The sequence below is a fragment of the Nocardioides sp. zg-1228 genome (genome assembly GCF_017086465.1).
Lineage (GTDB): Bacteria > Actinomycetota > Actinomycetes > Propionibacteriales > Nocardioidaceae > Nocardioides.
The window spans coordinates 4,004,742-4,018,071 of the sequence record NZ_CP070961.1; the positions used below are offsets into that span (position 1 = coordinate 4,004,742).

The window sequence follows — 13,330 nt, forward strand, 5'->3', positions numbered from 1 at the left end:
TGTTTCCCACCGCTCCTACTTCCGTGGCAGCTTCAAGATGCGTTCGCTGATGATGTTGCGCTGGATCTCGTTGGTCCCCGCGTAGATCGTTCCGCCGAGCGCGAACTGGAAGCCCCGCGGCCACACCGAGTCGACCTGCGCCTCGGCCCCGAGGAGCTCCATCGCGATCTCGTGGAGCCGGACGTCCATCTCCGACCAGAAGACCTTGTTCAGGCTCGACTCGGCCCCCACCTGGTGGCCCTCCGTGATCTGGGTGACCTGCCTGAGGGTGAACAGCTGGTAGGCCTCGGCGTCCATCCACGCCTCGACGAGGCGGTCGTGCAGGCTTCCGGAGACCCGCTCGGGGTGCTGCTCGGCCAGCTCGAGGAGCCGGGCGACCGTGCGCCGGAACCGTCCCGGCGACCTCAGGGTGAGGCCGCGCTCGGAGCCGGTGGTCGACATCGCGACGCGCCACCCCTCCCCGACGCCGCCCAGCACGTCGCGGTCGGGTACGAGGACGTCGTCGAAGAAGACGTCCGCGAAGCCGGGGTCGCCGTCCAGGCGCGGGAAGGGGCGGACCGTCACACCGGGCGCGTCCAGCGGCACCAGCAGGTAGGTCAGCCCGCGGTGGCGGGCGGACTCGGGGTCCGTGCGGAACAACCCGAAGAGGTGCGTGCAGAAGCCGCCGCGGGTGCTCCAGGTCTTCTGGCCGCTCACCCGCCAGCCCTGGGCGTCGTCGTCGCGGACCGCCCGGCTCCGCACGGAGGCCAGGTCGCTGCCCGCGCCCGGCTCGGACCAGCCCTGCGCCCAGAGGTCCTCCGCCGCGGCCATCCGCGGCAGGATGCGCCGCTGCTGCTCGGGGGTGCCGAACTCGAAGACGGTCGGGGCGAGCAGGAAGATGCCGTTCTGGGTGACGCGCGCCGGCGCGTCGGCACGGGCGTACTCCTCCTCGAAGATCAGCCACTCCCACAGCGAGGCGTCGCGTCCGCCGTACTCCCGCGGCCACGACACGGCCGACCACCCCGCCTGGAAGAGCGTCCGCTCCCAGCCCACGTGGGCGGCGAATCCCTCCTCGGTGTCACCCGAGGGCAGGGGCGTCCGGGGGACGTTCTCGGCGAGCCAGCCGCGCACCTCCGCGCGGAAGGCATCCTCCTGGTCGGTGTACCTCAGATCCATCGAACGACCTCCTCGCCGTTGCGCCGGGGGGCCGCCCCCAGGGTGGTGCCGGTGATGCGCGCGACGGGCAGCAGCGCGCACAGGGTCCAGTCGTCGGGCAGCCCGAGGACCCCGGCGAGCTCGCCGGACCTCCGCAGACCGATCGTGGTCAGGCAGGTGCCCAGACCGCGGGCGCGGGCGGCGAGCTGGAACGACCAGACCGCTGGGTACACCGAGCCGTAGAACTTCGCCGCCTCGGCGCCGACGGCCGCCTGCGGCGCGGGCGCGGTCGAGCAGACGACGATGATCCGGGGCACCTTCCCCATCACCTGGGCCAGGTGGGCCGAGCTCTGCCGGACCTTGGTCAGCTGACCGGCCGCCTCCCCCGACGGGGCCGGCCGGGCGCGATCGAGCTCGGCGTACGCCGCCTGGTAGAGCTCGCCCACCGCCGCCCGGGTGCCGGGGTCCTTCACCACGAGCCAGCGCAGCGGCTCCTCCGCACCCCCGCTGGGGGCCTGGCGGGCAGCGGCCAGCGCTTCGCGGAGAAGGGCGTCGTCGACGTCGTGCTCGAGGTCCAGCCGCTTGCGGACCGCGCGCGTGGTGGTCAGCAGCTCGTCGGCCACGGTGATCGCGGCCGGATCGAAGGAAGGCACGGTGGCCATGCCCGTCACCCCTCCTTCGTGGGCGTCACGGACGACACCTCGTTCTCGTTCGCGAGGATCTCCTCGACGTCTTCCTCGGCGCGCCGCAGGAGACGGGTGCGCAGGACGCCCATGACGACCATGGCCACGACGAGCGTCACGAGGATGCCGCCGGAGAGCGGCCGGCTGACGAAGATGCCCAGGTCGCCCCCGGACATCAGCAGCGACTGGCGGAAGGCCTGCTCCATGATCGGGCCGAGCACGAAGGCGAGCACGAGCGGACCCGGTTCGAAGCCGGTCTTCTTCATCAGCCAGCCGAGCACGCCGAAGCCGATGACGACCCACATGTCGAAGACCTCGTTGTTGACCGAGTAGACGCCGGCCATCGTCACCAGCAGGGTGAACGCCGCAAGGATCCCGGGCCGCACCTGGAGCACGCGGATGAACACCCCGACGAGGGGGATGTTCAGCAGGAGCAGCATCAGGTTGCCGACGTACATCGACGCGATGACGGCCCAGAATACGTCGGGGTGCTCCTCGATCAGGCGGGGACTCGGCGTGACCCCCTGGATCAGCAGCGCGCCGTAGATCAGCGCCAGGACGACGTTCGGCGGCAGGCCGAGGGTCAGCAGGGGGATGAACGCCGACGTGGACGACGCGTTGTTCGCGGTCTCCGGTCCGGCGACGCCCTCGATGGCCCCGCGGCCGAACCTGCTCGGGTCCTTGGCCCGGCGCTTCTCCAGGGCGTACGACGCCATCGAGGAGATGACTCCGCCGCCGCCGGGCAGGATGCCGATGAAGAAGCCCAGGACGGAGCCGCGAGCGATGGCCCCGCTGGAGTCGCGGAGGTCCTGGCGCTTGGGCCACACGCCCTTGACCTTCGCCTTCACGGTCTGCGCGGTCTCGGTCTGCTCCAGGGAGTAGAGGATCTCGCTGACGCCGAACAGGCCCATGGCGATGGCCACGAAGTCCAGTCCGCTGAGGAGCGAGACCTCACCGAACGTGAAACGGGAGCTGCCTGTGATGGAGTCCGAGCCGACGGTGGCCAGCAGGAGGCCGAGCGCCGCCATGGCGAGGGCCTTCCACGTCGAGGAGCTGCCCAGGTAGGTGACCAGCGTGATGCCGACGACCGTGAGGGCGACGTACTCCGGCGGCCCGAACTTCACGGCCAGCTCGGCCATGGGCTGTGCCAGCAGGGTGAGCCCCACCACGGCGATGGTCCCGCCGATGAACGACCCGATCGCGGCGATCCCGAGAGCGGGGCCGGCCCGGCCGGCACGCGTCATGGCATACCCGTCGAACGTGGTCACGACCGAGGCCGCCTCGCCGGGGAGCCTGAGCAGGACCGACGTGATGGTCCCGCCGTACATCGAGCCGTAGTAGATCCCCGCGAGCATCACGATCGCCTGCGTGGGCTCCATCGTGTAGGTCAGCGGGAGGAGCAGCGCGATCGTGGCCGTGGGCCCGAGCCCCGGCAGGACGCCCACCAGGGTGCCGATCGTGACACCGACGAAGACGAAGAGGAGCGTCTGCGGGTCCATCATCTGCGCGAAGCCGTCGAGAAGACCGCTCATGACTCAGCCACCGATCCGTTCGAGCAACACACCGGCGGGGAAGGGCACCCCGAGGAGCCGGTCGAAGATGATCCAGAACACGACGGCTCCGCCGACCGAGAGCGTGAGCGTCCACCGCCACGACTCCCGGCCGAAGACCCGCAGCCAGACCGCGAGCATCAGGGTGGAGGCGAGCAGGAAGCCGAGCACCTGGAAGAGGACCACGTAGACGACCAGGCTCCCGAGCATGGCCAGCACCTGCAGGCTGCGCTTCGACCACTTCTCGTAGTCGGCTCGCCGGTCCACCAGGACCAGCGCCGCGCAGATGGCGGTGAAGATGACCGCGTTGATCATCGGCCACATCCCCGGACCGGGTCGGGTGACCTCACCGAAGGCGAGCGTCGAGGCCTGCCAGACCCAGAGCCCGCCCAGGACCGTCAGCAGGAGCGGAGCCAGGCGGTGTGCCTGCTCCCGCCGCCACGAGCGGGGCGAGCGAGCGCCCGCGTCCGCCCCGGGCGCCGCCGCGGCGGTGTCGCCGGGCGCATCGTCGGACTGGACCATCACCTGCTCCCTCCCAGGGGCACGGCTGGGTGAGGTCCGCCCTCACCCAGCCGGGCTCTGTGCTCAGTTGTCGATCAGCGCTTCGTAGATCGCGCGGCGCTCGCCCAGCTGCTCGGTCACGGCCTCGGACCCGACGAACTCGTCCGGGACGTTGTCCGCACCGAGGAACTCCTGGACGGCCTCGTCCTCCAGCGCGACCTCGAGGGCATCCTCGAGAGCCGCCAGGACGTCCTCGTCGAGCCCGGCGGGCGCGGTGAGGCCGATCAGGGTGCCCGAGACCGTGAGGTCCTCGAAGCCGGACTCCTTCAGCGTCGGCACGTCGGGCAGCCAGGTGACCCGCTCGGGCTCACCGACCGCCAGCGGCGTCAGGTCGCCGGCCTCGATCTGGGTCACCACGTCCTGCGAGGCGTTGAGCGCGATGGCGTCGACGTTGTCGCCGCGCAGCGCGGCCACGACCTCGGCGTTGGAGTCGAACGGGACCGGCGTGAACTCGACGCCGTAGTCCTCGGCCATGCGGGCGAGCTCGTAGCCCTGCGGCGTGGTCGCTCCCGGAACGCCGATCGAGATGTCGCCGGGCGCGTCCTTCGCGGCGGCGACGAGGTCGTCGATCGAGGAGTAGTCCGAGTCGGGCATGGCCAGGAAGACGACGGGCTGGGTGAGCATGAGGCCGACGTTGTCGAAGTCCTCCTCGCTGTAGCCGAGGTCGCTGACCAGCGGGGTGACGACCATCGTCCCGGTCGTGTAGAGCCCGATGGTGTGCCCGTCGGGGTCGGCGTTCTGGACGTGCTGCATGCCGATGGCGCCCGATCCGCCGGGACGGTTCTCGACCACGATGTCCTCGCCCAGCTCCTTGGACATCGCCTCCGCCACGGTGCGCGTGATCGAGTCGGTGTTGCCGCCCGCGTCGTACGGGACGACCCAGGTGATCTCCTTGCTGGGGAAGTCGGCGGACGCGTCGTCGCCCCCCGTGCCTCCGCAGGCAGCGAGGGCGAGGGCGAGTGACGGTGCGAGAGCGAGCGAAGTGATCCTGACGCGGTTCATGGGTGCCTCCCTGGGGCTGTGAGCGGCGCGGGCCGATCGTCTGGAGCGGCGCGAGCGACGGACGTCACACTATGCCATCTATGCATTCATTGCCATCTTTTCTTTCGGGCGAGATTCCGCCCGCCCGACGACCCGTCGAGCCACCCTCCCGTCGCGGCCGCAGGGACATGGGATCGGGCCCGGCCTCCGGATCCGCGGACGGGGCCGGTCACAGGTCGCGACGGGGACTCAGAGCGCGGACGTGGGGGATTCCACGCAATCCGGGTCGAGACACCCGTCGAGACGGGCGGCAGGGACTACGCGCGGTGGCCGGCGTGCATGGGCACGGGCGCCCCAGAGCGCGACACGGCCGCGCTCCCGATGACGCGACGGAGAGCGGGCGGCGACCCGACGTGGGCGTTCGCGGCCGCTACGCCGACCGCGGAGGAACCTCCGTGACGTGGGACGCGCGCATGGGACGGGGCCGGTCGATGGTGACCGTCCGCGCCCGGTGACACCATCGTCGGCGCCTGCATCAGCCCTGGGCCATGTCCACGAAGCGGGAGTAGTGGCCCTGGAACGCGACGGTGAGGTCGCGGGTGGGGCCGTTGCGGTGCTTGGCCACGATGAGGTCGGCCTCGCCGGGGCGGGTCGACTCCTTCTCGTAGACGTCGTCGCGGTGGAGCAGGATGACCATGTCGGCGTCCTGCTCCAGCGAGCCCGACTCACGCAGGTCGCTCATCATCGGGCGCTTGTCACCACGCTGCTCGGGGCCACGGTTGAGCTGGGACAGCGCGATGATCGGCAGCTCGAGCTCCTTGGCGAGGAGCTTGATGTTGCGGGAGAACTCCGAGACCTCGAGCTGGCGCGACTCGACCTTCTTGCCCGAGCTCATCAGCTGCATGTAGTCGATCACGATCAGCTTGAGGTCGTGGCGCTGCTTGAGCCGACGCGCCTTGGCCCGGATCTCCATCATCGTCATGTTGGGGCTGTCGTCGATGAACATCGGCGCACCGGAGACCTGGCCCATCTTGCGGGCGAGCTTCTCCCAGTCGTCGTCGCGCATCGTGCCGTTGCGGATGTGGTTGAGCGGCACCTTCGCCTCCGCTGAGAGCAGGCGCATCATGATCTCCGAGCGCGTCATCTCGAGGCTGAAGAAGCAGCTGGTCAGGTTGTTGTGGATCGACGCGGCACGGCAGAAGTCGAGGGCCAGGGTCGACTTGCCCATGGCCGGGCGGGCCGCGACGATGATCATCTGGCCGGAGTGCAGGCCGTTGGTCAGGTCGTCGAGGTCGGCGAAGCCGGTGGGCACGCCGTAGAGGCCGGCCTCGCGGTTGCCGATGGCCTCGATCTCGTCGAGGACGCCGCTCATGATGTCGCTCAGCGGGGCGTAGTCGACGCTCGCCCGGCGGTCGGTGACCTTGTAGACCTCGGCCTGCGCGTGGTCCACGACGTCGTCGATCTCCCCCTCGCCGGCGTAGCCCAGGGCGGCGATGCGGGTGCCGGCCTCGACCAGGCGGCGCAGGATCGCCTTGTCGCGCACGATCTCGGCGTAGTAGCCGGCGTTGGCCGCGATCGGCACGTTGGCCGACAAGGTGTGGAGGTAGGGGGCGCCGCCGATGCGCTGCAGCTCGCCGCGCTTGACCAGCTCGGCCGCCACGGTGATCGGGTCGGCCGGCTCGCCGCGGCCGTAGAGGTCGATGATCGCGTCGTGGATCACCTCGTGGGCGGGGCGGTAGTAGTCGACGCCCTTGATCACGTCGACGACGTCGGCGATGGCGTCCTTGGACAGCAGCATCGAGCCGAGGACGCTCTGCTCGGCGGCGTTGTCCTGCGGGGGCGTCCGGTTGCCCGGCGAGCGGGGCGAGGCGCCCGGCTCGTAGGCCGCCGGGCCGTCGCCCCAGGCCTCGTCCGTGTCCCCCTCGAAGGTGACGCTCACCGGTGCTCCCTCCATCTCGCTCGGGTCCGCCGACCATGACGGTAGGGACGACCTCCGACATCGACGACCTCGTCGCCGAGGGCGCGCTCGCCCCCGGGTCCACCAGTCGTCTCCTCACTGGCCCGCGCAGGACCGTACGTCCTCACGGCGTCCCGGGGGAAGCCGACGACGCCGAGTTATCCACAGGGCATGTGGACAAGCTGAGCAACGCCGTGGACGACACGCGTGAGCACGCGGGCGGCCAGTGGAACAGGCTGTGGAGACAGGTGGAGAATCAGCCCCGCTCAGCGCGCTGACCTGCACCGATGGGCCCCACACCCTGTGGAGGGAAAATATGTTGCCGTCGGGACCGTTCATCTGTCCGCCATCTGGAAGATGCCCGCCGGCCCGGTCGTCCCCCTACCCCGACGACCGCCTCCGGCCGTCATCCACACGGCCATGCACAGGTAGTCCCAATGGACTATGGACGACGCGACCGCGAGGTGCCCGGGTCCCCGCCCCGCCACCGCGCCGGGAGGTTCCTAGGCTGGGTCCGTGACGGCCCGCCCCCCGGAGTCAGCCCCGGACCCAGCCCCGGGGTCGACCACCCACCCCACCCCCGGGTCGGATCCCGGCGCGGCACCGGAGACGGCCCCGGAGACCGCCCGGGAGACCGCCCGCAGGACCGACCGGGAGATCCTGCGACTCGCTGTCCCCGCCTTCCTCGCGCTCGTGGCCGAGCCGATGTTCCTGCTCTCCGACGCCGCGATCGTGGGACACCTCGGCACCCCCGAGCTCGCCGGGCTCGGCGTCGCGGCGGTGGTCCTGCAGACGGTCGTCGGGCTGTGCGTCTTCCTCGCCTACGGCACGACCGCGAGCGTCGCGCGCCACCTCGGGGCCGGCGACCTCCGTGCCGCCCTCGCCCAGGGGGTCGACGGGATCTGGCTCGCGGTGCTGATCGGGGTGCTCGCCACCGTCGGGGGCGTCGCGCTCACCCCGGCCCTCGTGGGCGCCTTCGACACCGGCGCCGAGGTGGCCGGGCACGCCGAGACCTACCTGCGCATCGCCTTCCTCGGCACCACGCCGCTGCTGGTGATGCTGGCCGCGACCGGGGTGCTCCGCGGCCTGCAGGACACGCGTACGCCCCTGCTCGTCGCCGTCGTCGGCAACGGGCTCAACATCGTCCTCAACCTCGTCCTCGTCTACGGCCTCGACCTCGGCATCGCCGGGTCGGCGATCGGCTCGGTGCTCGCGCAGGTGCTCAGCGCGGCGTGGTTCCTGGTCGTCGTCGTCCGCGCCGCCCGCGAGCACGAGGCGCCCCTGGCCCCCGACCGCGCCGGCATCCTCGCGGCCGCGCACGCCGCCGTCGCGCTGGTCGTCCGCACCCTGGCGCTGCGGGCGTGCCTGCTCGTCGGCACCTACGCGGTCACGCGGGTGGGCACCGGGGCGGGCGACGTCAACGTCGCCACCCACCAGATCGCCATCACGCTGTGGACCTTCCTCGCCTTCGGCCTCGACGCCATCGCGATCGCGGCCCAGGCCCTCACCGGCCGGGCACTCGGCAGCGGCGACGTCGAGAGCACCCGCCGCCTCACCCGGCGCATGGTGCGGTGGGGCTGGGGCAGCGGCGTCGTCGCCGGGCTGGCGCTCGCGGCGCTCGCCCCGTTCGTCGGCGTCCTCTTCACCCCCGACCCGGCGGTGCGCGACCTGCTGGTGCCCGTGCTGCTCGTGGCGGCGCTCGGCCAGCCGGTCGCGGGCGTGGTCTTCGTCCTCGACGGCGTCCTGATCGGGGCCGGCGACGGCGCCTACCTCGCGTGGGCCGGCCTGGTGGTGCTGGCGGCGTACGCCCCCGCGGCGCTGTGGGCGGCCACCCTCCCCCACGGCCTGGTCGCCGTCTGGGTGGCGATGACGGTCGTGTTCATGGGCGCGCGCGGGCTGCTGCTCGGCTGGCGGGCCCGCGGCGACCACTGGCTCGTCACCGGCGCCGCCGCCCGCTGAGGGCCGGCGACCCCGGCGGACGACCTCCGCCCCGGGCCTCCGAGACCGCCTCCACCTTCCCCCGGTGACGTCTGGGGTCACGCGGAACACTCCCAGCGGGTCGCCCGTCACACCGCCATGACAACCGCGCCCCGACGCCTCACCCTGCTCGCGGCGGCCTGGGTCCTCACCGCGTGCGGGACGCCGGGCGGATCGCCCGATCCCGAGCAGACAGCCGTGGACCCGGCCCCCTCGGCCAGCCCTTCGTCCTCCCCCTCGTCCTCCCCCTCGTCCTCCCTGCCGGCCGGGGCGGCCGTCACGCACGCGGTCGCCGACCTCGCCGCCTCCCTCGGCGTCGACCCCGACACGGTCGAGGTGGTCGCGGTCGAGGGCGTGACGTGGCGAGACGGCAGTCGCGGCTGCGCCGAGCCCGAGATGGCCTACACGCAGGCGGTGGTCGAGGGCTCACGCATCACGCTGCGCGTCGGCTCCCGGACCTACGCCTACCACGCAGGCACGAGCGGACGCCCCACGCGTTGCGACCACCCCACGCAGTGACCCACCGCGCCCCGCGTCGCCCGGGTCGCGGACGCACCACGGCCCGCCACCCCCGAAGGGGCGGCGGGCCGTGGTCGTGTCGTGCGCCGGGTCAGGCGGGAACGACGTTGAGGGCCACCGCGGCGGACACCTCGTCGTGCAGCTTGACCGACACCTCGTGGGCGCCGAGCGACTTGATCGGGTTGGCCACCACGATGGTGCGGCGGTCGACCTTCTCGCCCGAGACGGCCGTGATCGCGTCGGCGATCTCGGTGGTGGTGACGGCGCCGAACAGGCGGCCACCCTCACCGGAGCGGACCTTCACGTTGACCGCGTTGGCCTCGAGCTTGGCCTTGACGTCCTTGGCGTGGTCCTCGTCGCGCACCGCGCGGGCGGTGCGGGCGGCCTTGATCGACTCGATGGTCTTCTCACCACCGCGGGTCCAGCGGATGCCGAGACCACGGGGCACGAGGTAGTTGCGGCCGTAGCCGTCCTTGACCTCGACCACGTCGCCGGGAGCGCCGAGTCCGTCGACCTCCTGGGTCAGGATGAGCTTCATGATCCGTGCTCCTCTCAGCGACCGGTGGACGTGTAGGGCAGCAGGGCGAGCTCGCGCGCGTTCTTGACGGCGATGGCCACGTCGCGCTGGTGCTGGACGCAGTTGCCGGTCACGCGGCGGGCGCGGATCTTGCCGCGGTCGGAGATGAACTTGCGGAGCAGCGTGGTGTCCTTGTAGTCGACACCGGTCGCCTTCTCCTTGCAGAACTGGCAGACCTTCTTCTTGGGCTTGCGCAGAATTGCCTTGGCCATTGTGGTGCTCCCTTTCAGTGAGCCCGGCCCTGAAGGCAATCAGGGACGGAATGGAATGTGAACGTGGTGCAGGTGGTCCGGATCAGGAACCGGTTCAGAACGGGGGCTCGTCGTTGCCGCCGCTGACCCCGGGCGTGGCCCACGGGTCCTTGGGCGGAGCGGACTGACCACCCTGGGGCTGGCCACCCTGGGGCTGCCCGCCCTGGGGCTGGCCGCCCCAACCGCCGCCGCCCTGGGCGGGCGCCGGGGTGGACCACGGGTCGTCGGCCGGCGCGGACTGCTGCCCGCCACCACCCGAGTAGCCGCCGCCGCCACCGCCGCCGCCGGAGTAGCCGCCACCGCCGCCCTGTCGCGTCGTCTTGGTGACCTTGGCCGATGCACTGCGCAGTGACGGACCGACCTCCTCGACGTCGATCTCGAAGACGGTGCGCTTCTCACCCTCGCGGGTCTCGTACTGACGGGACTTGAGGCGACCCTGGACGATCACACGCATGCCCCGCTGGAGGGACTCGGCGACGTTCTCCGCGGCCTGGCGCCAGACCGCGCAGGAGAGGAACAGCGTGTCGCCGTCCTTCCACTCGTTGGTCTGGCGGTCGAAGGTGCGCGGCGTCGACGCGATCCGGAAGTTGGCCACGGGGGCCCCCGAGGGGGTGAACCGCAGCTCCGGGTCGTCGACGAGGTTGCCGATCACGGTGATGGTGGTCTCGCCTGCCATGTCAGGTCTCCTCAGAAAGTCCTGCTGCTGTGCCGGTTGATCCGGGTGCTCCCGGTGCTGCGCCCATCAAACAGGCACTCACCGACAGCGGGAAGGGTCTATCCACAGACGCCCGTCGGGGCGATCAGTGGGCGTCGGGACGCATGACCTTCGTGCGCAGGATCGACTCGTTCAGCGTGAGCTGGCGGTCGAACTCCTTGACCGTCGCGGGCTCGGCCGTCAGCGTGATGACGGCGTAGATGCCCTCGGCGTTCTTCTTGATCTCGTACGCCATCCGGCGACGACCCCACACGTCGAGCGACTCGATCGAGCCACCGTCCTTGCGGATCACGTTGAGGTACTTGTCGAGCGACGGCTCGATGGTGCGCTCGTCGAGACTCGGGTCGAGGATGACCATCACTTCATAGGCACGCATAGCGGTCTCCACCTCCTCTGGGCTAGAGCGGCCACGGGCTCTCCGTGGCAGGAGGACTGTGCGTTCGTGGCTGGCGACATCGGTCGCACGGCACGGTCACCCGAAGGCAACCGGAGCAGATTATCAGCGACCGCCCCGGCGGCTGGAATCGTCGCACCGGCCTGTGGAGGACGGTCCACGCGCCGTCGCTCCGGGCTAGCGTCGGCGGGTGGCCGCGACCCCCTCGTCGACCCCCTCCTCGATGACGCCCGTCCCGACGCGCTCCCGCATCCCCTCCCGCACCCGATCGCGCACCCCCGCGGTGGTGGCGGGCCGCTACCAGCTGCTCGACCAGGTCGGCGCCGGCGGGATGGGCTCGGTGTGGCGCGCGCGTGACCTGCGCACCGGGCACGACGTGGCGCTCAAGGTGCTGGGGCGCCACGGCTCCGCGCTGCTGGCGCGCTTCGTGCGCGAGCAGGCGGTGCGGGTCCGGCACCCGCACGTCGTCGCACCGCACGGCTGGGCGGCGGAGGACGACCTCGTCGTGCTCGCGATGGAGCTGGTGGCGGGCGGCTCGGTGGCCCAGCTGCTGCGCGAGCACGGCCCGCTCGACGCGGGGACGGTGGCGCTGCTGGTCGAGCAGCTGCTGAGGGGGCTCGGTGCCGTCCACGCCGCGGGACTGGTGCACCGTGACGTCAAGCCGGCCAACCTGCTCCTCGAGGCCACCGGCACCGGGCCGCCCCACCTGCGGCTCGCCGACTTCGGGGTCGCGGCCCCCGTGGCCGACCGGCGCTTCACCACGGTGCCCGGCGGCGTCGGCACCGAGGGCTACATGGCGCCCGAGCAGGCGCGCGGCGCTCCGCCCGACCCCGCGCAGGACCTCTACGCCGTCGGGCGGGTCGCCCTCGAGCTGCTCACCGGGCTGCCGCCGTCGGGCCAACCTGCGATCCCCTCGCACCCGCTCCGCCCGCTGCTCGAGCGGCTCCTGGTCGCCGATCCCGCCCGGCGCATCGCCACCGCCGACGCGGCGCTGCGGCTGCTGCGGCGGCTCCCGGTGCCGCCTCCCGAGTGCCCGCCGGTGCCCGACCGGCTCGGGCCGGCTCCCCGCCCGCGGCGTACGCCCTCCGTGCCCACCGACGGCGCGGACTGGCTCGCCTGGCTGGCGGTCGCCTCCCTGGTCGGCGTGGTCGCCGGGTGTCTGTACGTCCTCCTAGGCTGGGCCGCATGAGCACCGCCAGCACCCTCCCCATCGGCGCCCACGTCGAGCAGACCGACCCCGTCGCCGAGGCCGTCGCGCGCGGCACCGGCCTCGTGCAGTTCTTCCTCGGCGACCCCCAGGGCTACCAGGGCCCCGAGGTGCGGTTCGAGGGCGGGCCGGCGGCGCTGCGCGCGGCGGCCGAGGACGCCGGCGTCGACCTCTACGTCCACGCCCCCTACATCGTCAACGTCGCCACGACCAACAACCGGATCCGGATCCCGAGCCGCAAGCTGCTCCAGCAGCACATGGACGCCGCGGCCGAGATCGGGGCGAAGGGGCTGATCGTCCACGGCGGCCACGTCAACAAGAGCGACGACCCGGCGGTCGGCTTCGACAACTGGCGCAAGGCGATCGAGGCCACCGACCTCAAGATCCCGCTCCTCATCGAGAACACGGCAGGCGGCGACAACGCCATGGCGCGCCACCTCGACCGCATCGCCGGCGTGTGGGACGCGATCTCGGCGGCCGAGGGCGCGGAGCAGGTCGGGTTCTGCCTCGACACCTGCCACGCGTGGGCCGGTGGGATCGACCTGGGCGACGCCGTCGAGCGGGTCCGTGCCATCACCGGCCGCATCGACCTCGTGCACGCCAACGACTCGCGCGACGCGTTCGGCTCGGGCGCCGACCGGCACGCCAACTTCGGCGCGGGCCACCTCCCGCCCGACGAGTTCGCCGGTGTCGTGCGGGAGGCGGGCGCCCCGGTCATCTGCGAGACGCCGGGCGGCGCGAGCGAGCACCTGGCCGACTTCGCCTGGCTCCGCGAGCACCTCTGACCGACGACACGGCGGAGCGAGGGCGGGACCAGGTGGTGT

The 13,330-nt window shown here is 72.0% G+C and carries 14 protein-coding genes; 4 read left to right on the plus strand and 10 right to left on the minus strand.

The window, feature by feature from the left end:
- Window positions 1-15 precede the first annotated feature (15 nt).
- The 6 genes from JX575_RS19295 to dnaB form a co-directional block, all read right to left on the minus strand.
- Window positions 16-1,155, minus strand: coding sequence for an acyl-CoA dehydrogenase family protein (locus tag JX575_RS19295; RefSeq protein ID WP_186339648.1), 1,140 nt, complete (start codon window positions 1,153-1,155; stop codon window positions 16-18).
- On the minus strand, window positions 1,146-1,796 hold the full coding sequence (locus JX575_RS19300) for a nitroreductase family protein (RefSeq protein WP_186339649.1): 651 nt from the start codon (window positions 1,794-1,796) through the stop codon (window positions 1,146-1,148). Before JX575_RS19300 ends, JX575_RS19295 begins: the two co-directional genes overlap by 10 nt.
- 5 nt (window positions 1,797-1,801) lie before the next feature.
- Window positions 1,802-3,349: a tripartite tricarboxylate transporter permease gene (locus tag JX575_RS19305; protein ID WP_186339650.1), complete on the minus strand. Its 1,548-nt coding sequence runs from the start codon at window positions 3,347-3,349 to the stop codon at window positions 1,802-1,804.
- Between the two features lie 3 nt (window positions 3,350-3,352).
- The gene (locus JX575_RS19310) at window positions 3,353-3,889 is read right to left on the minus strand and encodes a tripartite tricarboxylate transporter TctB family protein (protein ID WP_186339651.1); all 537 of its coding nucleotides are present in this window, start codon (window positions 3,887-3,889) and stop codon (window positions 3,353-3,355) included.
- A gap of 63 nt (window positions 3,890-3,952) precedes the next feature.
- Window positions 3,953-4,930 carry a tripartite tricarboxylate transporter substrate binding protein gene (locus tag JX575_RS19315; protein WP_186339652.1) on the minus strand — a complete coding sequence of 326 codons (978 nt, stop codon included), beginning with the start codon at window positions 4,928-4,930 and terminating at the stop codon, window positions 3,953-3,955.
- Window positions 4,931-5,444: 514 nt separating this feature from the next.
- Complete coding sequence (gene dnaB, locus JX575_RS19320) at window positions 5,445-6,848, minus strand: replicative DNA helicase (RefSeq protein ID WP_241005264.1); 1,404 nt, start codon at window positions 6,846-6,848, stop codon at window positions 5,445-5,447.
- A gap of 675 nt (window positions 6,849-7,523) precedes the next feature.
- On the opposite strand from dnaB, the gene JX575_RS19325 reads away from it, so the two are divergent.
- Entirely contained in the window at window positions 7,524-8,825 is a 1,302-nt protein-coding gene (locus JX575_RS19325) for an MATE family efflux transporter (protein WP_241005463.1), read from the plus strand.
- 216 nt (window positions 8,826-9,041) lie between these two features.
- The gene (locus JX575_RS19330) at window positions 9,042-9,362 is read left to right on the plus strand and encodes a hypothetical protein (RefSeq protein WP_186339655.1); all 321 of its coding nucleotides are present in this window, start codon (window positions 9,042-9,044) and stop codon (window positions 9,360-9,362) included.
- A gap of 91 nt (window positions 9,363-9,453) precedes the next feature.
- On the opposite strand, the gene rplI is transcribed toward JX575_RS19330, so the two are convergent.
- The 4 genes from rplI to rpsF all read right to left on the minus strand — a co-directional run bounded on the left by rplI (window position 9,454) and on the right by rpsF (window position 11,281).
- The gene (gene rplI / locus JX575_RS19335) at window positions 9,454-9,900 is read right to left on the minus strand and encodes a 50S ribosomal protein L9 (protein ID WP_186339656.1); all 447 of its coding nucleotides are present in this window, start codon (window positions 9,898-9,900) and stop codon (window positions 9,454-9,456) included.
- A gap of 14 nt (window positions 9,901-9,914) precedes the next feature.
- On the minus strand, window positions 9,915-10,151 hold the full coding sequence (gene rpsR, locus JX575_RS19340; RefSeq protein WP_056603689.1) for a 30S ribosomal protein S18: 237 nt from the start codon (window positions 10,149-10,151) through the stop codon (window positions 9,915-9,917).
- Between the two features lie 94 nt (window positions 10,152-10,245).
- Window positions 10,246-10,866: a single-stranded DNA-binding protein gene (locus JX575_RS19345; protein ID WP_186339657.1), complete on the minus strand. Its 621-nt coding sequence runs from the start codon at window positions 10,864-10,866 to the stop codon at window positions 10,246-10,248.
- Between the two features lie 124 nt (window positions 10,867-10,990).
- Complete coding sequence (gene rpsF / locus JX575_RS19350) at window positions 10,991-11,281, minus strand: 30S ribosomal protein S6 (protein ID WP_186339658.1); 291 nt, start codon at window positions 11,279-11,281, stop codon at window positions 10,991-10,993.
- A 208-nt stretch (window positions 11,282-11,489) separates the two neighbouring features.
- Between rpsF and JX575_RS19355 the strand changes: the two genes are divergently transcribed.
- Complete coding sequence (locus JX575_RS19355) at window positions 11,490-12,488, plus strand: serine/threonine-protein kinase (protein WP_186339659.1); 999 nt, start codon at window positions 11,490-11,492, stop codon at window positions 12,486-12,488.
- The gene (locus JX575_RS19360) at window positions 12,485-13,291 is read left to right on the plus strand and encodes a deoxyribonuclease IV (protein ID WP_186339660.1); all 807 of its coding nucleotides are present in this window, start codon (window positions 12,485-12,487) and stop codon (window positions 13,289-13,291) included. The genes JX575_RS19355 and JX575_RS19360 overlap by 4 nt, the downstream gene beginning before the upstream one ends.
- Window positions 13,292-13,330 lie beyond the last annotated feature (39 nt).

Bases quoted from the DNA above. Each gene is read 5' to 3' on its own strand.
- JX575_RS19295 (WP_186339648.1), bottom strand. From the start codon at position 1,155: ATGGATCTGAGGTACACCGACCAGGAGGATGCCTTCCGCGCGGAGGTG.
- JX575_RS19300 (WP_186339649.1), bottom strand. From the start codon at position 1,796: ATGGCCACCGTGCCTTCCTTCGATCCGGCCGCGATCACCGTGGCCGAC.
- JX575_RS19305 (WP_186339650.1), bottom strand. From the start codon at position 3,349: ATGAGCGGTCTTCTCGACGGCTTCGCGCAGATGATGGACCCGCAGACG.
- JX575_RS19310 (WP_186339651.1), bottom strand. From the start codon at position 3,889: ATGGTCCAGTCCGACGATGCGCCCGGCGACACCGCCGCGGCGGCGCCC.
- JX575_RS19315 (WP_186339652.1), bottom strand. From the start codon at position 4,930: ATGAACCGCGTCAGGATCACTTCGCTCGCTCTCGCACCGTCACTCGCC.
- rplI (WP_186339656.1), bottom strand. From the start codon at position 9,900: ATGAAGCTCATCCTGACCCAGGAGGTCGACGGACTCGGCGCTCCCGGC.
- rpsR (WP_056603689.1), bottom strand. From the start codon at position 10,151: ATGGCCAAGGCAATTCTGCGCAAGCCCAAGAAGAAGGTCTGCCAGTTC.
- JX575_RS19345 (WP_186339657.1), bottom strand. From the start codon at position 10,866: ATGGCAGGCGAGACCACCATCACCGTGATCGGCAACCTCGTCGACGAC.
- rpsF (WP_186339658.1), bottom strand. From the start codon at position 11,281: ATGCGTGCCTATGAAGTGATGGTCATCCTCGACCCGAGTCTCGACGAG.
- JX575_RS19360 (WP_186339660.1), top strand. From the start codon at position 12,485: ATGAGCACCGCCAGCACCCTCCCCATCGGCGCCCACGTCGAGCAGACC.